This is a genomic window from Mesorhizobium sp. WSM4821 (assembly GCF_055901555.1).
The window spans coordinates 4,127,214-4,152,480 of the sequence record NZ_CM148371.1 but is presented as its reverse complement, the minus strand read 5'-3'; the positions used below and the strand labels follow the sequence as shown (position 1 = coordinate 4,152,480).

Annotated in this window: 27 protein-coding genes, 2 tRNA genes and 1 pseudogene; 10 read left to right on the top strand and 20 right to left on the bottom strand. The window is 60.8% G+C overall.

The window, feature by feature from the left end:
* Positions 1-50: 50 nt before the first annotated feature.
* From AC0NID_RS20140 to AC0NID_RS20120, 5 genes are all read right to left on the bottom strand, one after another.
* Positions 51-932: a PopZ family protein gene (locus AC0NID_RS20140; protein WP_473456717.1), complete on the bottom strand. Its 882-nt coding sequence runs from the start codon at positions 930-932 to the stop codon at positions 51-53.
* Positions 933-1,192: 260 nt separating this feature from the next.
* Positions 1,193-2,599, bottom strand: coding sequence for a TolC family outer membrane protein (locus AC0NID_RS20135; protein WP_473456715.1), 1,407 nt, complete (start codon positions 2,597-2,599; stop codon positions 1,193-1,195).
* Between the two features lie 184 nt (positions 2,600-2,783).
* Entirely contained in the window at positions 2,784-3,452 is a 669-nt protein-coding gene (locus tag AC0NID_RS20130) for a protein-L-isoaspartate O-methyltransferase family protein (protein WP_473456713.1), read from the bottom strand.
* 106 nt (positions 3,453-3,558) lie between these two features.
* Positions 3,559-3,632: transfer RNA gene (locus tag AC0NID_RS20125), tRNA-Cys, on the bottom strand.
* Positions 3,633-3,962: 330 nt separating this feature from the next.
* Positions 3,963-4,223 (bottom strand): hypothetical protein, encoded by a 261-nt coding sequence (locus AC0NID_RS20120; RefSeq protein WP_473456711.1) that lies wholly within the window; start codon positions 4,221-4,223, stop codon positions 3,963-3,965.
* A gap of 224 nt (positions 4,224-4,447) precedes the next feature.
* Here AC0NID_RS20120 and AC0NID_RS20115 point away from each other — a divergent pair.
* Together AC0NID_RS20115 and AC0NID_RS20110 are read left to right on the top strand one after the other, a co-directional pair.
* A tRNA-Asn gene (locus tag AC0NID_RS20115) sits at positions 4,448-4,522 on the top strand.
* A 91-nt stretch (positions 4,523-4,613) separates the two neighbouring features.
* Positions 4,614-4,859: a hypothetical protein gene (locus AC0NID_RS20110; RefSeq protein WP_473456709.1), complete on the top strand. Its 246-nt coding sequence runs from the start codon at positions 4,614-4,616 to the stop codon at positions 4,857-4,859.
* Between the two features lie 413 nt (positions 4,860-5,272).
* Here the strand turns inward: AC0NID_RS20110 and AC0NID_RS20105 are convergent, their stop codons facing one another.
* Together AC0NID_RS20105 and AC0NID_RS20100 are read right to left on the bottom strand one after the other, a co-directional pair.
* Positions 5,273-5,476: a hypothetical protein gene (locus AC0NID_RS20105; RefSeq protein ID WP_473456707.1), complete on the bottom strand. Its 204-nt coding sequence runs from the start codon at positions 5,474-5,476 to the stop codon at positions 5,273-5,275.
* Positions 5,477-5,699: 223 nt separating this feature from the next.
* The gene (locus AC0NID_RS20100; protein ID WP_473456705.1) at positions 5,700-6,389 is read right to left on the bottom strand and encodes a hypothetical protein; all 690 of its coding nucleotides are present in this window, start codon (positions 6,387-6,389) and stop codon (positions 5,700-5,702) included.
* Positions 6,390-6,472: 83 nt separating this feature from the next.
* On the opposite strand from AC0NID_RS20100, the gene AC0NID_RS20095 reads away from it, so the two are divergent.
* Entirely contained in the window at positions 6,473-6,763 is a 291-nt protein-coding gene (locus tag AC0NID_RS20095) for a helix-turn-helix domain-containing protein (RefSeq protein WP_473456703.1), read from the top strand.
* A gap of 821 nt (positions 6,764-7,584) precedes the next feature.
* Here AC0NID_RS20095 and AC0NID_RS20090 read toward each other — a convergent pair.
* The 4 genes from AC0NID_RS20090 to AC0NID_RS20075 form a co-directional block, all read right to left on the bottom strand.
* Positions 7,585-7,917 carry a hypothetical protein gene (locus AC0NID_RS20090; RefSeq protein ID WP_473456701.1) on the bottom strand — a complete coding sequence of 111 codons (333 nt, stop codon included), beginning with the start codon at positions 7,915-7,917 and terminating at the stop codon, positions 7,585-7,587.
* Between the two features lie 323 nt (positions 7,918-8,240).
* Positions 8,241-8,924 (bottom strand): outer membrane protein, encoded by a 684-nt coding sequence (locus tag AC0NID_RS20085; RefSeq protein WP_473456699.1) that lies wholly within the window; start codon positions 8,922-8,924, stop codon positions 8,241-8,243.
* A gap of 452 nt (positions 8,925-9,376) precedes the next feature.
* Positions 9,377-9,676: a DUF1236 domain-containing protein gene (locus AC0NID_RS20080; RefSeq protein ID WP_473456697.1), complete on the bottom strand. Its 300-nt coding sequence runs from the start codon at positions 9,674-9,676 to the stop codon at positions 9,377-9,379.
* Positions 9,677-9,844: 168 nt separating this feature from the next.
* Positions 9,845-10,918, bottom strand: coding sequence for a hypothetical protein (locus AC0NID_RS20075; protein ID WP_473456696.1), 1,074 nt, complete (start codon positions 10,916-10,918; stop codon positions 9,845-9,847).
* Between the two features lie 222 nt (positions 10,919-11,140).
* Between AC0NID_RS20075 and AC0NID_RS20070 the strand changes: the two genes are divergently transcribed.
* Both AC0NID_RS20070 and AC0NID_RS20065 read left to right on the top strand, forming a co-directional pair.
* Complete coding sequence (locus AC0NID_RS20070; RefSeq protein WP_473456694.1) at positions 11,141-11,266, top strand: hypothetical protein; 126 nt, start codon at positions 11,141-11,143, stop codon at positions 11,264-11,266.
* A gap of 278 nt (positions 11,267-11,544) precedes the next feature.
* Positions 11,545-11,613 (top strand): annotated as a pseudogene (locus AC0NID_RS20065) (hypothetical protein); the annotation flags it as partial.
* A 400-nt stretch (positions 11,614-12,013) separates the two neighbouring features.
* On the opposite strand, the gene AC0NID_RS20060 reads toward AC0NID_RS20065, so the two are convergent.
* Both AC0NID_RS20060 and AC0NID_RS20055 read right to left on the bottom strand, forming a co-directional pair.
* Entirely contained in the window at positions 12,014-12,298 is a 285-nt protein-coding gene (locus AC0NID_RS20060; protein WP_473456692.1) for a hypothetical protein, read from the bottom strand.
* 909 nt (positions 12,299-13,207) lie between these two features.
* The gene (locus AC0NID_RS20055; protein ID WP_473456690.1) at positions 13,208-14,161 is read right to left on the bottom strand and encodes a homocysteine S-methyltransferase family protein; all 954 of its coding nucleotides are present in this window, start codon (positions 14,159-14,161) and stop codon (positions 13,208-13,210) included.
* A gap of 225 nt (positions 14,162-14,386) precedes the next feature.
* Between AC0NID_RS20055 and AC0NID_RS20050 the strand changes: the two genes are divergently transcribed.
* Positions 14,387-15,055, top strand: coding sequence for a TetR/AcrR family transcriptional regulator (locus tag AC0NID_RS20050; RefSeq protein WP_473456688.1), 669 nt, complete (start codon positions 14,387-14,389; stop codon positions 15,053-15,055).
* 424 nt (positions 15,056-15,479) lie between these two features.
* Here AC0NID_RS20050 and AC0NID_RS20045 read toward each other — a convergent pair whose 3' ends face one another.
* Entirely contained in the window at positions 15,480-16,481 is a 1,002-nt protein-coding gene (locus AC0NID_RS20045) for a Gfo/Idh/MocA family protein (RefSeq protein ID WP_474033478.1), read from the bottom strand.
* Between the two features lie 330 nt (positions 16,482-16,811).
* Here AC0NID_RS20045 and AC0NID_RS20040 point away from each other — a divergent pair, with 330 nt between their 5' ends.
* On the top strand, positions 16,812-17,021 hold the full coding sequence (locus tag AC0NID_RS20040) for a DUF2934 domain-containing protein (protein WP_473456684.1): 210 nt from the start codon (positions 16,812-16,814) through the stop codon (positions 17,019-17,021).
* A 268-nt stretch (positions 17,022-17,289) separates the two neighbouring features.
* On the opposite strand, the gene AC0NID_RS20035 is transcribed toward AC0NID_RS20040, so the two are convergent.
* The 3 genes from AC0NID_RS20035 to AC0NID_RS20025 all read right to left on the bottom strand — a co-directional run bounded on the left by AC0NID_RS20035 (position 17,290) and on the right by AC0NID_RS20025 (position 19,430).
* Positions 17,290-17,796, bottom strand: coding sequence for a hypothetical protein (locus tag AC0NID_RS20035; RefSeq protein WP_473456682.1), 507 nt, complete (start codon positions 17,794-17,796; stop codon positions 17,290-17,292).
* Positions 17,797-18,115: 319 nt separating this feature from the next.
* Positions 18,116-18,706, bottom strand: a complete 591-nt coding sequence (locus AC0NID_RS20030; RefSeq protein ID WP_473456680.1) for a hypothetical protein — start codon at positions 18,704-18,706, stop codon at positions 18,116-18,118.
* Positions 18,707-18,743: 37 nt separating this feature from the next.
* Positions 18,744-19,430 (bottom strand): hypothetical protein, encoded by a 687-nt coding sequence (locus tag AC0NID_RS20025; RefSeq protein WP_473456679.1) that lies wholly within the window; start codon positions 19,428-19,430, stop codon positions 18,744-18,746.
* 493 nt (positions 19,431-19,923) lie between these two features.
* On the opposite strand from AC0NID_RS20025, the gene AC0NID_RS20020 reads away from it, so the two are divergent.
* On the top strand, positions 19,924-20,178 hold the full coding sequence (locus tag AC0NID_RS20020) for a DUF982 domain-containing protein (protein ID WP_473456678.1): 255 nt from the start codon (positions 19,924-19,926) through the stop codon (positions 20,176-20,178).
* Positions 20,179-20,424: 246 nt separating this feature from the next.
* Here the strand turns inward: AC0NID_RS20020 and AC0NID_RS20015 are convergent, their stop codons facing one another.
* Positions 20,425-20,730 (bottom strand): DUF982 domain-containing protein, encoded by a 306-nt coding sequence (locus AC0NID_RS20015; protein WP_473456677.1) that lies wholly within the window; start codon positions 20,728-20,730, stop codon positions 20,425-20,427.
* A 259-nt stretch (positions 20,731-20,989) separates the two neighbouring features.
* Between AC0NID_RS20015 and AC0NID_RS20010 the strand changes: the two genes are divergently transcribed.
* On the top strand, positions 20,990-21,757 hold the full coding sequence (locus tag AC0NID_RS20010; protein WP_473456676.1) for a DUF1236 domain-containing protein: 768 nt from the start codon (positions 20,990-20,992) through the stop codon (positions 21,755-21,757).
* 483 nt (positions 21,758-22,240) lie between these two features.
* On the top strand, positions 22,241-22,786 hold the full coding sequence (locus AC0NID_RS20005; RefSeq protein WP_473456675.1) for a hypothetical protein: 546 nt from the start codon (positions 22,241-22,243) through the stop codon (positions 22,784-22,786).
* 56 nt (positions 22,787-22,842) lie between these two features.
* Here the strand turns inward: AC0NID_RS20005 and AC0NID_RS20000 are convergent, their stop codons facing one another.
* Together AC0NID_RS20000 and AC0NID_RS19995 are read right to left on the bottom strand one after the other, a co-directional pair.
* Complete coding sequence (locus tag AC0NID_RS20000; protein WP_473456673.1) at positions 22,843-23,526, bottom strand: LuxR C-terminal-related transcriptional regulator; 684 nt, start codon at positions 23,524-23,526, stop codon at positions 22,843-22,845.
* Positions 23,523-24,932, bottom strand: coding sequence for a sensor histidine kinase (locus tag AC0NID_RS19995; protein WP_473456672.1), 1,410 nt, complete (start codon positions 24,930-24,932; stop codon positions 23,523-23,525). The genes AC0NID_RS20000 and AC0NID_RS19995 overlap by 4 nt, the downstream gene beginning before the upstream one ends.
* Between the last annotated feature and the right edge of the window lie 335 nt (positions 24,933-25,267).

The window sequence follows — 25,267 nt, the reverse complement described above, 5'->3', positions numbered from 1 at the left end:
ACGAAAACACCGTCGCCGCGTTGTTTTCGTCCGGCGTTCTGTCGGAATTGCTACTGCGCGCCGCGCGCCACGCGTTCGATTTCCTCGCGCACCAGCCGCTCGACCAGCGTCGGCAGATTGTTGTCCAGCCAGTCCTGCAGCATGGGCCTGAGCATTTCCTCGGCCATCTCGTCGAAGGTTTTCTTGCTGCGGCTGGCGAACGCATCGGAAAGCTCGCCGAAGGCGGCGGCAACCTGCCGGCCGGTATGCTCGGAAAGGATCGCCGGGCGAGCGGGCGGCGTCTCGCTTGCCGCCGGGCGCGCCAACTCGTTTGGCGGCGGGGCCGGCTCGAAAGCAGATTCGGCCGCGTCCTCGAAAACCTCGGCCTTCGGTTCGGTGTCCGGCGTCTGCCGCGCCTCGGCCCCGTCCGGGGCCTTGTCCGGCTTGGTCACGGTCATCGCCTTGCCGACTGCGGCGATCTCACGCCGCCAATCGGCAACGGTGCTATCGGTCGTCTCCGCTGCCCTTGCCGTCGCAGGCGCATCCGGCTTGACGGCCGGAGCCGGCTCGCCAGCGGCTTTGTCACCCGCAAGCGCCACCGGCACTTCGGCCGGAGTCGGGTTGGAACTCACCGGCGGCTCCGTTCGCGAAATCACAGGCTCGACGGCCGATGGCTGCGCCTCCACCTGCGTAGCCGGCTCTCTCGTGTCTGATCCGCCACGCAGTTCGGCGCGAAAGTCATCCTCCTCCGGCAGCGTCCAGCCTGCCGCCGGTGGCGTCCCGCCTGCCGCCGGTGCAGGCACCACCGCCGGCGTCGGCTGCAGATCCTGGCGCAGACCTTCCGCTTCGTCCGATTGCTTGCGGCCGGTATCGCTGTCCTCGATGATCCTCCTGATGGAAGCCAGTATCTCTTCCATGGAAGGTTCGCGCTGCACGCTGCTTGCCGTAGCCATCGTCACATCCGCCGCCCTTGTGACTCGTTGCAGATTTCCTGTCCGGCAAAAACCGGATTCGAATCATGGCGACAGCGTAACCGACGGATCGCCCTACGAGAATCCCCAATCTGAGGACAGATTGGATTTCAACAGATTAGGGCATTTTGACATTCAGCCGACCTGGCTTGAATCTCGAGTTAGACTGAAACGCCGCGCGTCCCTTGGGACACGCGGCGCTTCAGTGTGAATCTGGGCAGAACTTAAAACTGCTGGTGCGATCAGCGACCGTCCGGCGTGCGCAGGCCGATCCACTTGTCCTTGACCGCATTGTAATGTTCTTCAGGCCTGTATTTCGTCACCTGAAGGGCGAGACGGTCGGCCGAAAGATGGCCGATCGCCGAGAGGATGGCATAGCTCGCCACCACCAAATCGCGTTCGGAACTGGCCTGGTTGATCTTGGCGGTGATGAGGGTGGCCTGGGCGTTGAGAACGTCGAGCGTGGTGCGCTGGCCGACATTGCGCTCCTCGATGACACCGCTCAACGCAAGCTGCGCCGCGGCGATCACCTGCCGGTTGGCCACCACGGTTTGCTGGGCGGCGGTGTACTGCGTCCACGCCGAGGTCACGGCTTGCCGCACGGTGTCACGGCTGACATCGACCTCAATCCGCGCCTGGCTGAGCGATTCCTTATTCTGGCGCACCCTCGCCGAGTTCCGTCCGCCGGAATAGATCGGCACGGTCAGCGTTGCACCGATGCTGGCCGAATTGGTTGTGCCATCCGACTCCCCGAATGCACCTGGCACGGTGTTGCGATAGGCGCTCGAAACGCCGGCGGAAGCCGAGAGCTGCGGCAGCAGCGCGCCTTCGGCCGATTTCACCGAAAACGCCGCCGCGTCGACCAGATGCTGGGTGGCGAGGATGGCTGGGTGTTCGCTGGATGCGATCGCGACCGCCGCATCGAGGTTCCGCGGCAACAGCTTCGACAATGGCGAAGCGCCCCTGAGCTTGCCCGGCTCGTCGCCGACGATCTGGCGATAGGTCGCAGCGCTCGCCAGCGCCTGCGCGCGGGCGGCGGCCAGTTCCGCCACGGCGGAGGAGCGCTCGGCATCGGCCTGCGCCACGTCGGTGCGAGTACCTTCGCCGACATCGAAGCGCGATCGCGCCGCACGCGCCTGCTCGGTCAGGAACTGCAGGTTCTGCTCGGTCAGCACCGCCACTTGCCGATCACGAATCACGTCCATGTAGGCGCTTGCCGCGTTGAACAAAATGTTCTCTTCGGTGTTGCGCAGGCTCTCGACCGAGGCGCGGACCTGCGATTCGGCGGCAGCGACGTTGTTCTTGGTCTGAAAGCCGTCGAACAGGGTCTGGTCGATCTGGACGCCGAAGTTGCCGGTGGTTAACGCGAAGCTTCGGTTCGCCTCGGGGATATTGCTACGGGCATCGAAATGGCTGCTGGAGTAGTCGATATCAGCGGAACCGGTGATGGTCGGGCGCCAGCCGGACTTGGCGATGGCCACGCCCTCGTCGGTGACGCGGACGCCGGCGCGGGCCGAATTGAGCGAGGAATTGTTCTGGTAGGCCTTCGAAAGTGCGCCGAGGATGGTTTCCGCCGAGGCGGCCACCGGAGAAAGCGCGGTCGCCGAAACAAGGACGGCGGCAAAAAGTTTCTTGCGTAAAGACGGCACGTTATTCCCTCATTCGTTTTGCATGGGAACCACACCGCGCCGGCTTCTCCCACTCGAGCAGCCGGCGCGATGTGTTTCAGGTTCCCTGCTGTCAGCCCCCAAGAGTACCCCAGTCATGCGGATCAGCAACGATTGTTCAAACCCAAGCGAACATGACAACGCGTCGGCTGCAAGCCAAAATCACTCAGAATTCGAACGCACGAGCACGTTCGAATCCGGGTAGTGGCTTAATTGCCGCATTAAATGCGCCTCTTCCGGTTACAACCCCCCCAGTCTTAAAGAATAAACGGGCGACACCCGAATTCCCCTGCCCTTCGACAGCGACGAGACGACCGCCTTCCGCAAGCTGGTCGAGCAGCGACGCCGGCACTTTCTCCACACTGCCGCCGATGAAAATGACGTCGTAGGGCGCTCGCGCGGCATGGCCTTCCGGCAGCGGTCCCTTGACCACGCTGACATTGTCGCAGCCCTGCGCCGAAAGCGTCGACATGGCGGCCTCGGCTAACACCGGATCGCTTTCCAGCGCGACGACGGACTTTGCCAGCCGCGACAGGATCGCCGCCGCATAGCCGGTGCCGCAGCCGACATCGAGCGCCGAATCGCCGGGGTCGATCGCGGCCAGTTGCATCAGCTTGGCCAGCGGCGAAGGCTCCATGAGGTAGCGTGGGCCGTCCGCTCCGTTGGCAATGCGGATGTCCTCGTCGATATAGGCAAGATCGCGCTGGCCCGGCGCGACAAAGGCTTCGCGCGGCACGACAAGCATCGCCTCGAGCAGCGGCGCGCTGGTCACGTCGGTGGTGCGGACCTGGCCATCGACCATTTTCACCCGACGTTCGGCAAAATCAGCGCTCATGTTCCAACCAATCCGCCCAAAACCAATCTGCTTGCCGCGCCAGGACCGCGACTCGTTTCGACCGGAACTCGAGCCCCTGGCGCCGGTGCGCGGGAGCTTGAGCATTTGGAGGCCTCGCCCGGAATCGAACCGGGGTGCAAGGATTTGCAGTCCTCTGCGTAACCACTCCGCCACGAGGCCTCGTTGCTCCCGGCGTTCCACCCGGTTCCAATAGGTTGCGGCGAAAATGCCGTCAAGCGGCCATGGTGCATTCCGGACGGTTTCCTCTGGGTCCACGATGCCACACGTCGAATCGTCGATACGTATGCTGCAATCAATATATTAGTTAACTGTTAACTATGGCGAGGGGAGGCGCTGGGGCATGGACCTTACGTCGGAGAAGCGGGAGGGCCGCTATTCTCGAGAAGGTTTGCGAGGCCTGGAAAAAGCACGCGCCGGCATTGGCCCGGATTGAGTCGAGCCGGAAAACACCCTTCTCGGACGCTTGTCAGCTTGCCGCGTGCAAATCCGTCAGTTCGGCCGCCGCCGCCGTTCCCACCACACGACGAGCCGGCGCCGATGGCGGCGCACCAAGGCAAACTCATAGGAAAGCACCAGCAATCCAAGCGGTATCATCCAGAAACCCAGAATTGGCAGGAAGCCAAGAATGCCGCCGAAGATCAGCACGGCGCCGATCGCGATCCTGAGGCCGCGCGAGCGCGGCATGGTGACCTGACGGCCGAAGACCGTTATTTTCCGTGCCGGTGGATGATTGTGGCTTGCTGCGCTCATGTCTGGTTGGCGGTCCGTTCGGGCAAAGTAAAAACACCACCTGACGAAAGCCGCAACCGCGTTTTGGGTTCCGCGCTCCCCGCCAGACGGCTAATATGAGGGCGCCAGCGCGCGATTGCGAGAAAGCGCCGGGCGAAAAAGCACCGAAAAAATACGAAATGCTTCTTTGCAAAGCCGAAACGGGTTTGCTATAGGCTGCGCCACTCACACATGAGAGCCTCTGTTCCCCGGTAGCTCAGTGGTAGAGCAACCGGCTGTTAACCGGTTGGTCGCTGGTTCGAATCCGGCCCGGGGAGCCAACATTTTCAAAGACTTAGCTGATATTCGTTACCTTCGCCGATGCGGCAAAGCCTGCCCAGGGCCACAGCTGGGGCTACAGATGAGCTCGACATGATTGAGAGGCGCCCGTTCTATCGAATCCACCATGCCACCAAACAGGAAGCCGCAGTTCAGCAGATCGAGGCTGCCATCGCGGCCTTCCATGCTGGGCAATTCGCTGTGGCTATCACGCTGACGGGCGCCGCCGAGGACATGGCGCCTGGGAAGGCGGGTGGCCTCTGGGAACACATACTGGGCAAGCGACGGATGAGCGAAAGCAGTGGATCGCTCGCCTCAATGAGACCTTGTATTGGCTGAAGCACGAAAAACCGGACGCAGGCTCGACGCGAAGCCTCACTTCCGTCGAGGCAGGAATATTCATCCTTCGCGCCATGGATAAGTGGGATGCCCACTGGACGCCGCCGATGTGGGCGTTCAAAGACCTATGGTCGTCCTCTCCGAAGCTGATGCGACCGGAGGACAATGCGCCCGAGCAATGAAAAAGCCCGCCACCCCAGGGAGAGGCAGCGGGCCGCCAGTTCGGGAGGAGAGCCCCCTTGGCCCTTGAACAACGGTACGCCTCGCTTAGCTGTATAATAAGCTCGCGCCGGTTGAATCTCTGCATATTCACGCTGCGTGACTTTTCTGCCACAAGATAAAGAAAGCCCGCCACCTGATTTGAGGCAGCGGGCCATTATCGTTTCGGACGCGGAATGACTGTCAGGCGCGCATCAGCACTTCCTGCGACTCAAGGTCGTCGGGCCACATGACGGTTTCGCCGCAGTCGTCCGGGCAGCATCCCTCGTGTCCTCGTCGTCGCAGTCGTCGCGTTCGCGATCATCGCCGCCATAGGAGCCGATCGACGGCTCATCGTCGGCGCCGTCCTCCAGGTCGCAATCCGCCTCCATGAGATCCAGCACCGTTATCAGCGCCATGGCACGGTCCAGGAGGTCATTCAGGCGCGTTTCGATCGATTAGCGCCACTGGTGCGGGTCAATGCCGGCGGGCATGCCCAGCGGCTTCAGAGTGGGCGTATGAGCGTTCATCCCGTCCTCCCCTCGCACTGCTTGATGATCCGCCCGGCGAGGTCGCCAAGCCTGTTTGCCGTGCGCAGGAGCAGGAGCGCCGGGCGAAGGCGTATGATGCGGCCGGCCATCGTCATGCCTCCCCCGCAAGGCGTTTGATGTCGGCGGCGATCGACGCGAAGCCTTCGTTTTCGTCGGTGAAGGTCTCAAGAGCCATTTTGTCGGACGCCCGGATCTTGATCGCCATTCCCTCCAGTGTGGTGGCCGGCGTTGCAAAAATGCGCAGGCCAATATCCCACAGCTCGTCGTTACGCTCGCCGAAAGCGTCCTCAGCAGCATTGAGACCGAACTCGCGGTTTATCTCTTCCCATTTGGCATGATGCGCGTCCTGCAAGGCCTTGTTCGCGGCTTTCCGTTCTTTGACCTCGTTGCTCCATGCGACATGAATGGCGGGCCGGTTGTTGGTGCCCATGTCCCTGACCGTCATGGATTGGAACGCCGCCCTTACGTCTTCCGGCATGGCCGGCTCTTCCCACGCCGGAGGCCTTGCTGGGTAAAGCTTATCGCACTTCCTGCCGACCTTGCTGCAGACCTCCGAAGCGCGGTTCATTTGGATGTAGACTTCCTCCATTTCTCGATCGAGCTGCAAGAGCTCTGCGTCGGGATGCTCGGAAGGCGCGGCGTCGATCGGCGCTGCCGAGGCTTTGCGCACGGTCGCGCCGGCGCGGCGAGAGCGAGGCCTGCCCCGGTCAGGTTGAGCAGGCGGCGGCGGTTGATTGCGGGCATGCCTTCGGCGGCTGCCCGAACAGGTGGTGTTCGACATTGGTAAAACTCCCGTTGCTTTAGTTACAGGTGTATGTAAAACATACAAGCGTTAGCAATGTCAACTGGATTGGTTACAAGCGTATGCAAAATGCCCCTCTGACGCCGGAAGCGAACAGGGCCGCCCGTGCGATCCTCCGATGGTCGGTGCGAGACCTTGCCGAGAAAGCTGGCATTGCGTTCACCACCGTCCACCGCTTCGAGCAGACTGGCACCGCAACGGAAACGACCAAGGCAAAGATTGTCGCGGCCTACGCGCTGCACAATGTCGATATAACGAATGGCGAAGGCACCGGCGCGAGGCTGCGGAAGCCGGCGGCGCCAGGCCACCTGCCCGACGGCGAAGCTGGCATCATCGAAAACAACGAGATGTAGGCGTCGGCGCCCATTCCGCTCTTGCGGGGCAAATTTGCCCGAATGCCACCGCCTTGAGGTTGGTCGTTGTTGATGGCAGAATGATAGGGTAAGGGACGGCAAATTGAGGGCTGCCGTTATGCCATTCTCGCGTTACAGTGGAGTGTTTAGGCCTGCCGACCTGGACATGCTCCAGCGAGTTTTCGACCAACTGTGCGGCGAGCGCCGTCTAGCCCAAATGGACAAGGAACGGAAGGAAGACCTTGCTGAGGAAATCGTCCTCGTTTTCCAGAACGGAATCGAGGACGAAGCGGACCTACTGCAGGCCCTTTCTAAGCGTCGCCGAGTCTGAGCGCGAGCCGCGTCAGTCCGTTGGCCCTTGGCCCCTGTGGTAGGCGTTCGGTCTTGTGTCTAGCGTTTTCTGGTCAGAAAGCGGGCTTCGTATAAGCGACGCCCAGCTATACCCTAACACGGCGATAAGGTCGCGAGCCTGCTCTTCCGTGATACCCGCCTCTTTAACCAGGCGCTGAACGATAGAGTCGTCAGAGGGCCTGCTGGGTGTTCCGTCCCTATCGTCAGCCATCGGAAAAAATCCCTAGGCAGTAACGCGACCATTTGGATTGAGTTCCTCCACAAAGGCCTTCCGCGATCACGGAATTACTCGAATCGCCATACGCGGTACTATCCAGCGGCAGCGGATCCACAATCCGTTAGGCCGGTGCCTATCAGAGCCCCCGCCCAAACTGGTGCCGGCCGCCTTCCCTCGGTTCCTAACGCCTTTTCGGCTTCGGCGTGATCTCCTCGATGCGCCACCTTGCCGCCGATCTCTTTCCACCATCGCCTCAGCTTTCGCCTTGTCCTTCGTGACAAGCACCGTGCGCCAATGCGGCTTTTCGAACACGCTCACGATGTAGGTCGTTGCCGGCTGGTCGGCCATCATCCCCATAGGCATTGGGGGTCGTGTCCGGCGTATAGATCAGCCCGACGCGCTTGCTGCCGCACTTGGCGCATTTGAGCTTCGGAATGAGGTCAGCCGCCATGGCTGGTGCATCCGGGCCGAAACGGTCGCGCAGCGCAGCCAGGTCGAGATCATGGCGGGGATGGCACTCATAGCAATTGGCCGTGACGACCATGCGCGCGCCGATCAGAGATTGGAAAGTCCAGTCCGAGCCCATTTGGCTAAATTACCGCACCACAGGGAAGCCCGCCAGCGCGCGTTCTTGCTGTCCGCTTGTTTCATCTGTCGCTAAAGTGCGGAACGGTACATGGACATTGCCGGAACCGAACGGGGCCGATTCAGCCCTTTGCATTACGCTCTAAACTTTGGCCCTACCCCTTAGGTAGGAGCCTCACCAGCGCGCGTTTCGGCTGGCCGCTGTCCTGATAGCGGAGAAGATCCCCGCGCGTCCTGACGCCTGCTTGTGGCCGAAATGTTCAGTTATTAAACTTCGAGAACGAAAAGCCCGGCATTGGGCCGGGCCCCTGAAGCTAGCTGCGCTCAGAACCTGTAATTGACGCCCAAACGAAATACGTCGAAGTCGCCATCTCCTTCGAAATCCTCGGTCCCAACCCCTGTGCCGAATGGGATGTCGCCCAGATCAACATGCAGATATTCAGCCTTCGTCGACCAGTGTTCCGTCCAGCCGAATTCCGTCCCGAGGCCAGCGGCCCATCCGTCGGCCGATCCGCCGCCCTGTTGCGCGGAGTTCTCGATGCCCCCTTCGACTTCTCCGTAAGCGTAGCCTGCCGTGCCGTAGACCAGCCAGCGGTCGAATGCGACACCGAGACGTCCGCGAACCGTGCCGAAGTACTCAATCTCGGCGTTGCAATCGCCTGTAATACAACTCCACACTGGTCCTGCGGTACCTTGGGAAGTGGTTCCATCGGGGCCATTCGAGATGTCAGCTTCAATGCCAAGGACCAAATAGTCCCATTGCCAGTTGTAGCCAATAGTTGCACCGCCCACGAAACCGTCGACATCTACATTTGGGCCGCCGCCAGAAGCGCTGAACAGCGTATAATCGCCCCAAGCGTATCCTGCATGCGCGCCGATGTAGAAGCCTGACCAGTTGTAGGCCGAAGCCGGCGTTTCCACGACCGGATCGGAATACACGGCGTCAGCAGCAAGTGCGACACTTCCCATGGAGAGCAGGACGGTTGAAGCGAGAAGCAGTCGGTACATAAAACCATCCTTGATAAGAAGAGGAATAAAGAGATACTTGCTCGTATGCTACTTTGAGTTTTCGGTCCAGTGATCGAAACAGACCAGACCGCAATAGGTCCACGCAGTGGCAAAAATACAACAGCCTGCGCGCGCCTTTGATGAATACACAGACCGCGATTCAATCCTTCTGGTATATTAGATTTCAGAATACACGGTGCGGGCAAGAAAGCCCGCGCCTCTCGCGGAGAGCGCGGGCCCGATCGGGTTGGGGCCCGATCTGCAGCGGGCAACGGGGGGCGTGCCCACTGGTCACAGACAATCAGTAGGATTTATCAAAGTTCCACCGACGGCTGCACTGCCCTGAGTGTCCTCGCCCGCCGATGAAGAGCAGGCCCGTTGGGGCTGTGAATTGAATGCAAGAAGCCCGCCGCACCTTTCAGCACGGCGGGCGTCAGTCTGAAGAGTTCGTGTCAGTCGTAGACCCTCACAATCTTGCGGGTAGATGGGTCGACCAAGACGGTCCGGCCATCGACGATTACGTACCGGTACTGAACGTCCGGCACCTCGTAAAGCTCGACTGTCTCCGGCAGAGGTGAGCCGATGGCGAGCTCCACGCCGAGAAGGCTGATGGATGCCACCGGTTTCTTTTTCACATATTCCCGGATCACAGTATCCTGCTCGGGTTGAATGATAACGTCCTGGGCGGCGGCGGCGCTGACACCAACGAGCAGAAGGATTCCTGCCGCAGCCGCGGAAAGGTGATTTCTCATATTAAACCTCCAAGCAGACTCCACTGCGACGCTTCATTGCTTCCGCGGCGGGTTGCTTAGCTTGAACGGTGTGGAGCAATTCTTGTTCCACTAACAGTGCGCGAATCCGCTGAACCTGATTAATACTTGAGAACGATTGCAGCAGCGCCATGCTTGCCGATTGGGCCGTCAGGCGCTCCAGAACTTGACGCGGGTGTAGACTTCCGTGCCAAAACCCGAGGCGGTGCCAAAACCGGTGGCGCTGCCAGTGCTGCAGCGATGCTCAATCCGATAAGTTTTCCCTGCCTCGACGGCTCCGCCGCCAGCACTTATTGTCACACTCGGCTCATCAATAGCACTGGTGCCGGATTGGACAGCCACGGCATCAGTGACATTGAACAGGCGGGATTGGTGCCTCTCGACTTCTTGCGCCGGGCATTTCCACTCGACCCATCCGTCAACCGTGGGCGTGAACTGATTTGAGGCCAAACTGATGAGGCCAAACGGATCCCGCACCTCGGTGTTCAGGGTGCGCGTGATCCAGGAGCCGCTGTTGAACGAACCGCCGTTCGTCCCGGAAGCCTTTTGATCCTCCATGACTGCATCCGGGGCACCACCACCACCACCGGCCCATTCTGGAGCGGTGGCACCGGCGTTCATGCGAAGCGCTTGCAGTGCGCTGCCCTTGGGAAGCTTGGCAAGAGTTGTCACGCTGGTCGCGTAGAGAATGTCTCCAGCGGCATAGGACGGGATTCCGGTGCCGCCATCGGCAACAGAGATTGTCGCAGCGCTGTCTTTCAGCAGCTTGCCGGTCGTTCCATTGAACTTGACAAAGCCGTTGTTCGTGGCTGCAGCCGGTCCAACAACATCGCCAGTTCCCGCGCCTGGAGAGCCTGCTTCACCCATCGGAATGGCAAAATCGAGGATTACATTTCCCGGCGTGCCGACATTCGTTACCGTTGCGTCTTCTCCAGCCGGCAACGTCGTGACAGTGCCGATGCTGAGGACGCTGTAACCGTCAAGAAGGGTTTCGACCTCGTCGACGCTGGCTGCCGCTGCCGCTGCGGATGCTGCCGCCGCCGCCACCGCCGCTTCTGTCGCTCCCGATGCCGCGGCCGCCACATCTCCAAGGACATCGCCGGAGAGGTAGAAGACGAGGGAAATGTCATCTGTTCCAATCACCGGGTCGATGGCTTGGAACGAATAGGTGACGCCGGTCGAAACCGTCCCATCCTGGACGTGAACCGTGGTGCCCTTCTGCATCGACCGCGACGTGCGGGCATCAGACGCCCGATACCATTCCCCGGCCGAGGCGGTGTAAATGCCGTTCTGGGTCGCGTCGGTCTGGTCCTTGACCAGGACGCGATCGCCGGCCCGCGGCCAGCGTCGAATTTATCCCCGAGAGAACGGCGGCCGGGGTGAGTCTCAGGAAGGCTCGGGCTCAGGAGGCGGCGCATTCGGGTCGGCGCAATCAAGGTTTGACAATTGTTCACACGGAGAGGGCTGATCGCCAACGCCGCCATACCGTTCCACGAGTTTGGCGAATCCGTAGGCGAAGGCGAAAAGAAGCGCCAGGACAACCGCTATTCGAACGGCCATGGGGGATTGTAGCAGGATCCCGCATGGAATTGAGCATACCGCAAATTGCAGAACCCGCGATGCGATCATCCGTTACTGCCCTGCCCCCCGCTAACTCCTGCGAAGTCGTCAAGCGTGGCACGGTTCTTGCCTCCACAGCTTCAGACAACCGGGCGCAAAAAACACGCTGTTCCATATCGATACCGGCCTGTGAGGTTGGGACAAATGATTTCGCGTAAGCTTCTGTTCGGCCTTCTCGTAGCGTTCTTGGCCGCGGCCGTGGGAGTAGCCCTCTGGTCGTCCGAGACCTCATGGGGATTTCTGACTGCGACCCGATCCGATTCGGTCTTTTGTTCAGGCGGTCTATCAGCAGAGACCGCATCGGCGTCGACATCGCGGACTCTGCCATCATGTCCGACGGCCGTCACAAGGTCATAGGGAGCGCCTCGATGGCCGCGAGACTGTGGATAGCCCAGACAAAAATCGGAAATGAACCGCCTCCTGCAGCGGCGTCTTGCAGAGATTGTGTCATGGAGCGGTGGGCTTTGATCACTCGGTTGGCATCAGCCTTTCGCGAATTCGTTGCACCACGCTACCGGCCAGAGCTCCACTATATGCGCGGCCCCGGGCCGGCCTGCGCGCGCCGCGTGAGAGCGCGCTGAAATGCCAGGCGCATTCTGCGGCCGCCCTTTGATCCGCGCGGGCCGGGCCTTCAGCCGAATGACGGCGCACCCTTGCTTAGGCCGAGTGAGACCTAATAGCGAAGTGCAGACGAAGGTGTCATTGCAGTGCCCCACCAGGAAAGCCGGTGGAATCCGTGTTATCCGATCCTCGTTCAACGGCGTGTGCGATTTGTTTCAGCATCGCATGAGCCGCGCCGGCCGACATGACGAGTCGGCACACAATCACGTGTTCGAACTTACCACGCTCGTAGATCGCTCGCTGCCGGCTGTAAAATGTGCACCGGAAATTCCCGTCTCCCAAATTTTCCATGTCGGCCATCCCTGAAATGAAGACATCGGGGATGATGGCCGTTTCGACTAAGTCCATGATGGGATCGGTCATGATGCGTCTCCCCAACTGCCCCAATTGCCGGGTTCCGACACCCGGCGTTGCACCCTGCAATTCTTGCAGGCTAACGGAACAACTGTCGTTTGATCAACTTGGAGATTGGGGGTAGCCGGCACCTGCAATGGGAGGAGAATCTCGCATGCCGCATCCGTCCTGCTATATTAGCAGAAGCGCATGAATTTGATTGGAATGCCACCCCAACCGGCGCCGCTCTCAATCCCCTCACGCCGGTTGGGCCCGGCACTGCTGGCGACCCCGCTGTGGGTGCTGGGGCGCTATTGTTTTTGCAATCTCACATATATTAGCATCCTCTTGACGGCCAGACGCGCTGCTCCAGAATCCTAACGATGGCGCGGGAGATCAAATATCGGTGACAAGGTGACTATCATCGCCACGGCGGGAAAGCGGATGGACGATCACGTGGCCCTGCATGTCCCAACTGCCAACTTTCCCTATTCGATCCTCGAAAGTCGAAGCCAGGCGGCAAGATCCGGTTCGAGGGGAAGTCGTCCATGTCGACGAGGAGTTAGGCTGGATTACTGTCCAAGTGCTGGGACGCCTGACGGTCGATGCCGGCACGGTCCAGATGGTGAGGAAGTACCGCCGGCCGCCGGGAACGACGCCTTTGCACCAGAAGGTAGCCTAGCGCGTCGGTGGCGCTGGCAAGCCGGCTTGCTCGCATCTCAGCAGCAAAGCGGCCCGCGACAGTCGCGCTAGGTTCCCCTAAGGTTGAGCGGCGGGCATTTAGGCCCCTAGGCGGGCAAGCGCGGCAGATCGCGAGCGCCACGCCGGCGTGCGCCGGCCAAAGCAGACCGATCATTGTGTGCAGGAACATCGAAATATCTCCTCGGCGGACGGAGTCGCGCTCCGCCCGCCGCTTCATGTCTGGTTGATCGAGAAGGCCTAGGCCGCGGCCGACGCCGGTGCGCAGGCTTCGCAGATGGCGGCCATGTGCCGGTGGTCGGTGCCGCAGCAGCCACCAAGGATGCGCATTGATGGAAATGCCCGCGTCAGCGCTTTGTAGCGGCGACTAAGATCGGTCATGTCGCCCGCGTCGAGCGTTTCGGACTCGTCGAGTTCCGCGTGGCTCTTTGCCGAGGCGTTGGCGCGCACGCCGTGGATGCGTTTCACCCAGGCCTCGCCACGGGCCAGCGCCTGCTCGAAATGGATCGGATGCGCGCAGTTGACCATGTAGTAGGCCGGCGACCCTTCCGTTGCCTCCTCGGTCGCCTCGATCGCGGCGCGCAGCGTGGTGCCGTCCACTAGCCTGCCGTCGGTCTCGACGGTGAAGGAGACGACACACGGTATCGCAGCCGACTTTGCGGCGCGCGCGATGCCGACGGCCTCATTCACCGTGTTCATGGTGATCGCCGAGACCATGTCGGCCCGCGTGCCGGCGAAGATGTTGACCTGGAAGACGTGATAATCCTCGGCCTCACCGGCCTCCATGCAGCCCGCCTTGTAGCCGTCGCCGCGCGGCCCGATGACGCCATTGAGCACGATCGGCGTCGCCGGCGTCTCCCACTCCTCGCGAAGTGCCGCGACGAGGTCCACGGCGGCGATGTTGACCTCCTTCAGCCTTTCGGCATCGAAGCCGATCAGCCTGCCCCAATCGAGGCTTGCCCGCCACGTGGCGGTATCGAGCACAAAGCCGAGGCCGCGGTTGCGTGCGATCGGCAGGAAATGCTCGTAGTATTTCACCAGTTCCGCGCGGCCCTTCTCGTCGTCGAGCAGAACGAAGGATGCAAACTGCGGCAGGTCGAGCCCTTGCAGGAAGATGAGCGCGGTTTCCATTCCACCGTCGCTCAGAAACAGGCCGCCATCGGCCTGCGGCAATGCGTGACGATACTTCGCCATGGTTAAAAAGCCTCCGTGACAGCGGGCGGCGTCACCGCCCTGGACGGCGTGGTTTTCCCAGATCGTATGCATGCAAACTAGGGAACGCGTGGTACAGCGAATGGCCTGCTTGACATTCGGAAGCAATTTCAAAAGCTTGCCTATTGTCTGGCGATATCCCGGCGGAATGTGATATTGTCGGCGCCTTGCATTTCCGTACTGCAAGTACAGTTTTGGGGGCCTCTCATGCGCAAGGGCGAGGCGACGCGCGAACACATTCTTGAAGTGGCCGAGGCTTCTGTGCTCGCCAAGGGCTTCGGCGCGACCTCTATCGAGGAGGTGATCGCCGAGGTGGGCATCACGAAGAGCGGCTTCTTCTACCACTTCCGCGACAAGAACGAGCTCGCGCACGAACTGCTTCGCCGCTACATCGCCGAGGACCACCGCATACTCGACGAGCTGTTCGGCCGGGCAGCCGAACTCTCGGACGACCCGCTGCAGGCATTCCTGATCGGGCTGAAGATGCTAGCCGAGCTGATGGCCGACCTTCCCGGCGGACATCCCGGCTGCATGATCGCATCGATCTGCTACCAGGAGCGGCTGTTCGACCGCCGTGTCGTCGATCTTAACCGCGAGGCGATCGAGAGCGTCAACGAACGTATCCGCGCCCATCTGGAGACGATCGCAGCCGCCTACCCGCCGCGCGAGCCGGTCGACATCGACGTCATGGCAGAGATGCTGTCCTGCATCATCGACGGCGGCATCATCATGGCGAAGGTCACGGGCGATCCGGATCGTCTTGCTCGCCAGATCATGGCCTACCGCGCCTTTGTCAAGATGCAGTTCGCCGCGCCTGCCCTCGGCGTTTCTCCCGCCCGCACGCCATCGCAGTCGAGTAAGCCTGCGGTCGCGTGATGGCTGAGATCCACGTCTGTTCCACGGACTTCTCCGCCGCAGACTATCCGCTTTGGCGGCGTAACGTTCGCGGCCTGGCGCCGCCATCGCGCGATCTTCGGCGCGGATTCTTGGCGTCTGGCAAGAAGCTTGATGCGAGTAGGATCGCCAAACCAAGCTGCCCCTGCTCCGACCTGGAACCTTGCTTCGGTTGTCGCGGGCACTAGCGGTGAGCGACCCCCTAAGGCCGGAAAGAACCGTCGCGGCCGCCTGCGCCTTGATGGCGAGGCGGGTAACCGTCAGCACGTGGTCATACGCCGTCGAGATGCGGTGCATACGTCGGCGAGATAGTTGCGGGAGTAGGTGAGCGGCTCGCCGCTGGCGTCGATGTGGCAGGTGCCAGCGCGATGGCGGTGATCCAGCACGATTGCTGCGAACGGGCGGCTCATGCTTGCGCCTCGGCAACGCGGACAGAACCGCTCGACTTGGCGGACTCGATCAGCGCATCGATCAGCCGGTGCACCTTGAGCGCCTCCTCGCCGGTCACCTTCGGCTCGCGGCCGGCGCGGATCGCCTCGACGAAGTCGGCCATCACGGCGCGGTGGTGGTCGTGTGGAAAGGCCATCGGGTCGGCGCCGGTGCCACCGGCCGAGCGGTCCGGCTCGATCGCGATCCTTTGGCCGTTTTGGAACTGCACCAAGAGTTCGGTGCCACGCAGCAGGGCCGTGCCTTTGGCGCAGGTTAACACGATCTCCTCGAGAAAGCCGGGATAGGCGGCCGTCGTCGCGTCGATGGTGCCGAAGGCGCCGTTGGCGAAACGCGCCGCGGCGCAGACCATGTCCTCTGTCTCCATGCTGTGAACGGGCGTGGTCGCAGCGAATCCCCTCACCTCGGCGATCGGTCCCGCCAGGCTCAGCATCAGGTCGAGCGTGTGGATGCCTTGCGAGATCAGCACGCCGCCGCCGTCCCGCGCAAACGAGCCCCGACCCGGCTCGTCGTAGTAGCTCTGCGGCCGCCAAAGGCGGATGACCGTCGAGCAGCCGATGATCGCGCCGAGTTCGCCGGACGCTAGAATCTCGGCCAGTTTCACTCCCGCCGGCCGGAAGCGGTGCTGCAGGACGACGCCGAGCTTGACGCCGGCCTTACGGCAGGCGGCGACGAGTTCTTCGGCGCGGGCGGTCGTGATGTCGAGCGGCTTTTCCATCAGCACGTGCTTGCCCGCCTCGGCGCAGCGCATCGCGATCTCGCGATGCGTGTTGGCGGGCGTGAAGACGGCGACCGTCTCGACGCTGCCGTCATTCAGGATGGTGTCCAGACTGTCGCAGAGCGGGAACGGGAACTTCTCGCCGAAAGCACGTCTCCGCGCTTCGCTCGGAGCGAAGGCGTGGACCACCTCGACCCTATCCGACAGGTCCATCAAGCCGCGGGCATGCGGCGTCACCGCCATGCCGAGGCCCACGATTGCGATGCGCGTCTTCACGGGAGGATAATCCTTGTTTCGATACGGCGAGGCATGCCGATACCCTCTGTGCGGGCGATTGCGCAACCGCGTCGAAGCTGCCGTATGGCGCCATGCCGGTACGATACAAGCTGCCATACCGATGACAATGCAGCCGAGTGCGATCGTTACCGCTTGCGCCGAACCGAGCCTGGTCGGGCTTGAGCCAATCGACGTCATCGCCGTGTCGAGGAATACTTCCGCAACGTGCCCGGGATGGCAACTGCTCCCACGGAACAAACCACCGATCGCCGAATTAGGGCATCAGGACGCAGGATCATGGACCGTATGGAGCGCATCAGGCGGAGAGCCCATGAAATCTGGGAGCGCGAAGGCCGACCGGAAGGCAGGGAGCGCGAGCATTGGGATCAGGCGGTGCAGGAGGTCGAGGCAGAGAGTTCCGAAGACCAGCGCGACCCGGTCGTACCCGATCCGGCCGTCGGAGCCGGCTCCGACCCGGACCTGCGTGGCGCCAAACCTCGGAAATGACGCGATCCGACATCGGCGGAATCGGCGCCAAATGGCGTGCCGGCCCGCTTCGTCATCGCTCTCGCTGTTGACCGGCCGGACTATTCTTGAACGAAAGGAGGCCCAATGCCTCGTCTCGTCACCTGGATTGTGATTTTACTGGTGGTGGTCTTTGCCGCCTGGCTCTGGATCGGGCGTGACGAAAGACCCGATAGCAGCGAAACCCGCCGGCGCCTCATGCGATAGACCAGAGCGAATGAGGCGAACGGCCGGGTGGCCGCGATCTCCCCTAGCCCGAAGATGACCGGCCGCTATTCTTGGCCGCCTCCTCTCGCTGCCTTTTCAGGACTTCGTCGGTTCCGACCAGCTTTTTCGACCCGCCGGATATCGTTGTGGACACCACGGCAGGCGGGTCGCTTGCGGGGAAAGAATCCTCAAGGCCGGCCTGCAACTGATCTTCCAAGATTTCAGGTTCTTCCGACCGACCAGGTGTTCTTCGGGCTTTTGTTTCCTTCGGTGGCTGTTTCATCGTCGGTGAAGACTTGACCTCTCGAACACAGGCATAAAGCTGTTCGATGGCAAATTCCTTCAGCGTTTCGAAGTTGGCTCTACCGTCATCATGCATTGCCTCGATACGGTCGACCATTGCTTTCTCGAACTGGCCAAGGCTATCGCTTCCGCAAGCCTGGCAAAGGCGCAATAGTGCTTCGTTGAGCATTTTCGGGCCAAAGTAAGCCGACGCCTCGAGCTTTAGCCGCTGCAACTGCTCTGGGGTTGCCGCCTGAAGTTTTGACATATGCAGCCCTTTCGCCTGAGGAACATATTAACGGCGATTATCGGCAGATGTTCCATCCGCCAGCACTGACGCATCGCTCTTGTTCGGCAAGCCGCCGCCAATCGCCGGGAAACCATGTCGGAGGCGTCGGAGGACTGGTACGGTCCAGGGTCAATCGACGACGCTCGCACGTCGTCAACCGCAACCCTTGGTCTCCAGGGCATCGGACCCAAAGCCTGCCCCCGGGCCTGACCCGGAGGTGGCTACCGGCTTTGGGAAAATCCAATGCTCAAACAAGAGGTAGAGCGGCGGTACGCTTTCGACTTGAAAGTCCGCCGCTCTAGTTCTGATTTCCGGCAACGCGCGAGCCGATCCATCCGTGGCTGAGAACATTGCGGACAAAGCGCGCTCGGGTGGAACTCGCCAGCCTGCCGCGGGGGAAATATGCCTGAAGCGACAAGCTGTCCTCTAATTGGACGGGTTCTCCTGTGCGGAAGGAAACGAGTTGCGAACGTTGATCGAATTCGCAGACATACTGCTGTCGTGGCTTCTCGGCCCGGCACCCAGTCTTGACGACCTTTTTAAGCTGCACCTCTAGTTCACCCATCTTGCATCTGGCGATCATGATCGGGTCGAAGTCGTATTTGCCCGGAGCACATCGCATCGCGGCAAACGTCGCGTTGATGTTTTCTAGGCAACCGTGCATGTACGCGGCAATGTCGCTTGCACTCGGTTCAGAGCCGTCTTCGTTCTGAGCTATGCTTTCCACTTCAACTTCGCTCAATGCGGCCAGCCGCCTCCCCTCCTTCGCAATTACAGACAGGGTAGAGGAAGATTCGCGCCGGCCGAGCACGCTGAAGATCACGTTCTCGGTAACAGAGCGAGGATCGGGCTGCTGCCGCGCTTTTTTCAAGTGCCGCACGGAATTCAATTGCGACATCCGGATTCGATTCTAGCGCTGCGATCTGTTACCATAGGGGCATCAGCAGGTTTTCCTGATCGAGCGTTCCAAAAGCTTGTTCTAGCGAATCTCGGTATTCTTCAACGGGTGCCAGTGCCGCGCGTGCCGTGATCAAGCCGTCCAGGGAGATAGGCAGGCTTGCCGCCAATGCTCTCGCCTGCGCCAGCTCCGGTCCAAGCACCTCAGTTACCCGTTTTCGACATGCTTGACAGAGCCGGAGTTTAACCTTGGCCGGCCATTCCGACCTCTGGGCCTGGCTGAAAAGGAAGAGGGCTCGCCCGATACCTTGGGGAAATTCTCGGGGGCCAGAAGCCAGGTAAGCAAGAAGGGAATCGGCGTTGACGTTCGCTCGCGCTTCCCGAACTTCCGCCAGCAGCTGTTCTTGGGTCGGTTTGTCGACGCGGCTAAAAATGACTTCGTGCTCGAGTTGTCTCCACCAAAGGTGATTGTCCTCGCGTTTGTTCGCGAACTCCCGAATTCTGCCGCGAACCGTATTGACCCACGCAGAGCCTTTTCTGTCGAACATGCTTTTCGAGAGAGGGGGCGGAGGCGCTTCGATCGGCTCTTGCAGGGATGCCGAGAAGCTTCCAATTCTGCATTGCGTGAACGTGCCCGTGATGGTCTTGCGACCTCCCATTTCAACGAGTTCTCCGCGCAGACCCGAGGCTCGGAAGCCAGAAGCTGCATGATCCACGAGCCGGGTTCCAGCTTCAGCTGAATCTTCCCTCCCATCGGCCCTTCAAGGCATCGTTTGCCAGGGCGACGTTGCTTGAACAGCACCCGAGAAATATTGCGACGAGCCACCTGTTCATCTCATCCTCCCGAGTGGAAGACGACACGATATATTGTCGGGAGTGCTCGGCGAACCTGGCCAATTGGCGTACGGCGGAAAAATGGATAGGGGCTCGACAACGATCAAGATGGTGACCGCGCTTATCCGCATTCCAAACAGAAAGAACGGGCGAATACACAATGTCCGCAACGGCCATGCCTGGCCTCCGTGAAGCACAGCGTCGGTCTGCTCCTTGGCTGGAACCTGATAGCCAAATCCAGCCGGAACTGTGGCTGGGAGATCACCTTCATGGCATCACCTTGCACAGGGCAGTGGCAAGCCCGACGGGCAATTAATATTTGGGGTGGCGAAAAAGATCAGACGCAGCTAACGTATCGTTGCTTTGGAGAGTGTCGTGCGTACGAGACGTTTTAGAAAACCGATAGTCGTTCAACCTGGCCGGATCGATCGCGACCGGGTTGTTTTGTCGGTGTCCGATGCGGCTAAAGTGCTGCTGAGGGACTGGCCGGCGCCAGCCTCGGAGACGCGGCTCGCCGCGATCGAAGCCTGCCTTGCTGTTATCCGCGGCGAGAAGCCGCCAAGGGTCGCGCGTCAAGCGTTCATCGTCGCGGCCAAGGATGCCAGGATCCTGCTCGGTGAACAAATCTAGACCGGCGCCGTCAAGCCGCGCCTGTTCGGATAATCGCTCGATCCCAACCGCCCATAATGTTGGTCGTTGCGCGTTCCGCGCGGCAGGCCGAGCACGATCAGCGGCGACCTTCCGCGATCACGCCATAATCAATCCGGCGAATTTTGCTATTCTTTCGTCGTGGCGAATCCCAACGCCGCCTGGCCGGCGCCACTCAGGCACCCCGCCTTCCCCCGCCCCTGCGGCGCCGGCCATCTTCGCTAGCGGTTACGCCGACACGCCACCACGACCGGTTTTAGGCGCCGTCATCCAGGGCATGGTTGCGGAGATGTCCTCGAGGATTTTGGCCGATCTCGCGAAGCCGGCGAAAGCGTCACGTGCAACCGACATGGGAACTTGACCATCGTAGGCGCGCTGGCAAGCTCGAAACGCTGTGTCAAAGATTGGCCCTCGGCGATGCTTCGGCCATTCCTGCAGGAATCCGAAGGCATCAGCCAAGCATCCGATTTCCTCCACCATAACCCCTCCTCCTTTCTTGACGAAAACAGGCCGGTCGAAAGTCCTGTCGTTCATTAGAACCTCCATTCAACTGAACGAGTGTTTGAGCCTCCATGAGAGAGCCGTGAGCGACGGCTGCGGGAAATATGTGAAGAGCATTTTTTGCAGTCAAGGACATCAGTTCGAAATGCGGAGGACTGCTCGTTCCACCAAGCTCCGACCGCTTCCACCGGGTCAATTCGCTTGGAACAAAATTTTCCAGAGGTGGTTTTCCCCGTGAAGGGACACACTTTTTCGAAGGAGATGTCTCGTGAGAAAAGTTCTGATCACCAGTATGCTGGCCATCGGCGTTGGCTGTGGAGCAGCGCTCGCCCAGGAACAGCAGCCGGCCGAAAGCCAATCGGGCGCCGGCACCAGTTGCGCACCCGGCACAGCTGATTGCCCGGACGGTTCGAGGATGGGCGGACAGGCCCAGGGCGAAGCCGGCACCAAGACTGAGGAGCAGGCTCAAGGCAAGGCGAAGCTCAAGACCGATGAGCAAGCCCAGGGCAAGGCCGGCACAACCGACCAGCAGGCCCAGGAAGAGATGAAGGTCAAGCCCGAGGATCAGGCCGAAGGCAAGGCCGGCGCCGAAACCGAGCAGCAGGCGCAGGACAAGGCCAAGGTCCGCCCCGAGGAGCAGGCCGAAGGCGAGGCCGGCGCCACAACCGAACAGCAGGCGCAGGACAAGGCCAAGGTCCAGACCGAGCAGCAGATACAAGGCGAGGCCGGCGCCGAAACCGAGCAGCAAAGGCAGGGCAAGACCTCTACCGAGCAACAGGACGAGACTTCGACCGGCTCAATCGAAAATGTGACCGTTGAGCAGAAAACGGAAATCACTCAGATCCTGAAGGAAGAGAAGGTCGAACCGGTCGCGAACATCGATTTTGACATCTCCGTGGGCGTCGAGGTCCCACGCGACCAGGTCAGGCTGTACCGTCTGCCACCGCGCATCGTCAAGATCGTCCCGGCCTACGAATCCTACATGTATTTCGTGTTGGCTGATGGCCGAATCGTTATCGTCGACCCGGATTCGCTCGAGATCGTGCTTATTCTGACCTAACGCGCCTTTGTTCGGCTTGAAGGACCCGCCGCAATCCAGGGCGGGCCCTTCAACATTCATCGATTGAAATTGGAGAAGCAAGTCTCCACCTCGTCGGACGACGACCGCCATTTACGTCGTCGGTTACGCCCCGCCGTTCAAGCTGGCGGGCTTTTGCGGCTGGGATCGCCCTTCACGTTCAAGGACCCGAGATAGGACTTCAGTCTGCCTGTTGGCAGACCATGGGCTGTCGCAAGCAGTGCTTTGGTCCGGAAGGGCTGTCGCAAAAGCCTGAGTGGAGACGTTCTCAGGAACCGCGCGCCTGCAGGCGTCGTTGCGTTGAAGCTGCACGCTTGCGCAGTAATTAGTCCCTTCCTGCGCCAGCTAGACCCACCGGTTTCTCCCCCATGAGACTGGTGGGTCTTGACACCGCCTGATGGTGAAGGAAGCGTGTAAACAGCAGGCAGAATGCAACGCGCGGTAACGGTTAGAGGACATTCTAACATGCTGGTGGCAAGCTTATCGACGGCACCCGCCATACGGCGACCAAGGCCTCGCATCGCCATCTGCCTTACAGCACTGACCTTCATTCTCACCGTGAGCCCCTACCGTGTAGCACAAGACGGATTGTCACCGACGCTCGGCCCGCAGGCCGCCTGGGCAAAGGATGGCGGTCAGGGAAACTCTGGGAATTCCGGAAACTCTGGGAACGCTGGGAATTCCGGAAACGCCGGGAATTCTGGAACTGCTGGGAATTCGAACTCCAACAGCAATGCGGGCAAGAACAAAGCAAAATCACCGGAAGACAGTCCCCCTCAAACTCCGGTCACCGCGGTAACCCCCAAGGGCAAGCCAAAACTGTATATCAACGCGACTACGGGAGACCGGATTGAGGTGCGCGGATCGAGCCTTGATGTTATGCATTCCAACGGGCTCAGCGAGCGCATCGATGGCGGCCACTATGAAATGCGCGATGCCAAGGGCCGGACCATCATTCGGCGCGTGGCGACCCGCTCCGACCGGTCGAGACTGCTCGACATGATCGAGTGATGGCGAGGTTTCACAAGGCGCAAGCCATCTGGCCGCACCGCAAGCTACCCCACGATTCATGCAGGATGGCGGACAGGCGAATGCTTACGCTCGGTCGCGTCGCGCAATGTCATTGCGGCTTCGGTCCGGTTGCTCACATTGAGCTTGGCGAGAATGCGCGTCATGTGATGCTTTATGGTTTTCTCGTGCAGGCTCAGCTGAAGACCGATCCGCTTGTTGCTCAATCCCGCGGCAACGAAGGTCAGGATCTCTCTCTCACGACTGGTGAGTTCGGCCAGCACGTCGACTTTCGCGGCCGTGGTTGACTGGCTGGACAAGTCGACCAGCACACGCGCCGACAATTGCGGGCAAACATAGCGTTCGCCCAACGCCACCGTGCGCAATATGGCGGCCAGCGTTCTCGATCCGACACCCTTCAGGACATAGCCTCTTGCCCCGCTTTGCAAGGCGGTCAGGACGTCCTGATTTTCCTCCGAGACGGTCAGCATGACGATTTTCAGATCCGGGTTCCGTTGCAGAGCAGGTTCGATCGCGCCCAGCCCCCCTCCAGGCACCGAAATGTCCATCAGAAGGATATCGAGCTGCCGGTCTTCCGATATCCGCAAGGCGTCATCCCGGCTGCTGCCTTGGGCGACGATCTCGAACCCGCCGATCTGGTCGAGTGTGCGCACGACGCCTTCCCTGAACAGCGGATGGTCGTCGACGACGGCGAGCTTTATGGCCGCTGGCGTCATCGTCATGCTTGTCCCATTTCAGCTATGTTGAGAACCATTTTCACCACTGTCCCATTCTGTGAAGACGTTACGGCAAATTGGCCGCCGAGGCTTTCTACCCGCTCACGCAGCCCGACGAGCCCCAGCCTCTCAGGATGGACGGTCTTTGGGTCGAAACCTTGGCCGGTGTCTGAAACCTCGATACAAACGCGCTCCCCGTCGAAATGTTTCGCGACCGATTGACCGGCACCCCCGGCGTGGCGGAAGCCGTTGTTCAGCGCCTCCTGGATGAAGCGGAAGATGCAGATCTTGGCTGCCGGTGACAAGGGTGTGTGCCCCCCGGTCATGGACAGCATCACTTTGACGCCGGTCCGCTCTTCGTGCGCTCGCACGGCAAGCTCGAGGATCTTCGTCAACTCTGCATTCTCGACATGCGGCAGCACAAGGCCCTTGCTGATGTTCCTGATGTCGCGCATGGCGTCGTCCAAATTGGCTTTGACGGCCCGCAATTCCCGTGCGCGCGCCGCGGCCGGCGTGGCAGGATCGGCAAGCACGGGGCTGTCGATCCCTAGCGCAGCGAGGGCAACCAGTTGCGCCGGCCCATCGTGCAGGTCCGCGCCGATGCGCCTGAGGTAACGTTCGTTAAGCGCCGTGGCGCGTTGCGAAGCGCGCTGGACCCGCAACCTCAACATTCTGTTTTGAGCAAGCAGATCGGAAAGTTCGGCAATGCGCTGCTTCAATGATCGGCTCTGGGAACGAATCGTACGGCTGCCACGAAAAACGATCGCCGAAAGCCCGAGGAAGAAAATTGCGGTGACGGCGGCAACATCGGACCAGGTTCGAACGAGTGCCTGCCGGAGGTCCTTTTCAAAATCGTTGGCGATCTCGTAGAATTCCAGAACAGCCACGACTTCGCCCGACCACGGCTGAAGCACCGGATTATAGATTTCAAGAAGATGCAACCCACTGTCTCGCTCGGCCTGGCTCTCCAGGTCATCCAGCTTGTCGAACTCCGAGACCATGCGACCTGCGAACGCAGTCCGAAGGTTGTCGCTGGGCGGAAAGCGCTTCCCAGTCAATTCTTTGTCGGTTGAATAGAGGATGGTTCCATCGCGGCGCCAGAGCTTGAAGGATTGGAGCCTTGTGCCGAGTGCGCCTTGCCCCAGCGTTTCATCCAGCGCATGAGCAACGCTCTCCTCCAGCACTTCGCTCCTGCGCATGTCGGGGAGCAGCGGCGCGATAACGCTGTCGACGTAAAGCGCGGTGGCAGAAGCCGAGTTCCGGGTAACCGCGGCTTCTATCTGGCTCGTCACGGAAATTCCCACCACGATCATCGCCGATAGCGAGAACAGCCCGCCCGCGAGCAGAAACTGAGTGGCCAGCGACAGTGCATTCCACCGATCGATCAGTCCTGTCGCTCTGTATGGCGCCATATTCCAGCGAACCGGCCAATTTGTTGTCGAGCGACGCCAAGCGACGCCATTTCGGTTGCACCGATCAATCGCTAGGGAACTTAGGGCTTACCGACCAGACGGAAACTGCGCCCGACGATTTTTTACGTAAGTTCCACCGCTCACGCAAGGCAGCAAGTCGTCACACGCTAGCTCCAAGGCTTCGATCTCCCGGCATTCCTTCGTACATATAATGCCTGATTGCCCGTGGCCGCGAAAGGCGCGGCGGTTTTTCATGGTCAATGCCCTCACCGCTCGAGCAATAGTAAGCTGATCTTTACCATTCCTCGGCAGGTCGGAGCAGACTGCGGCATGAG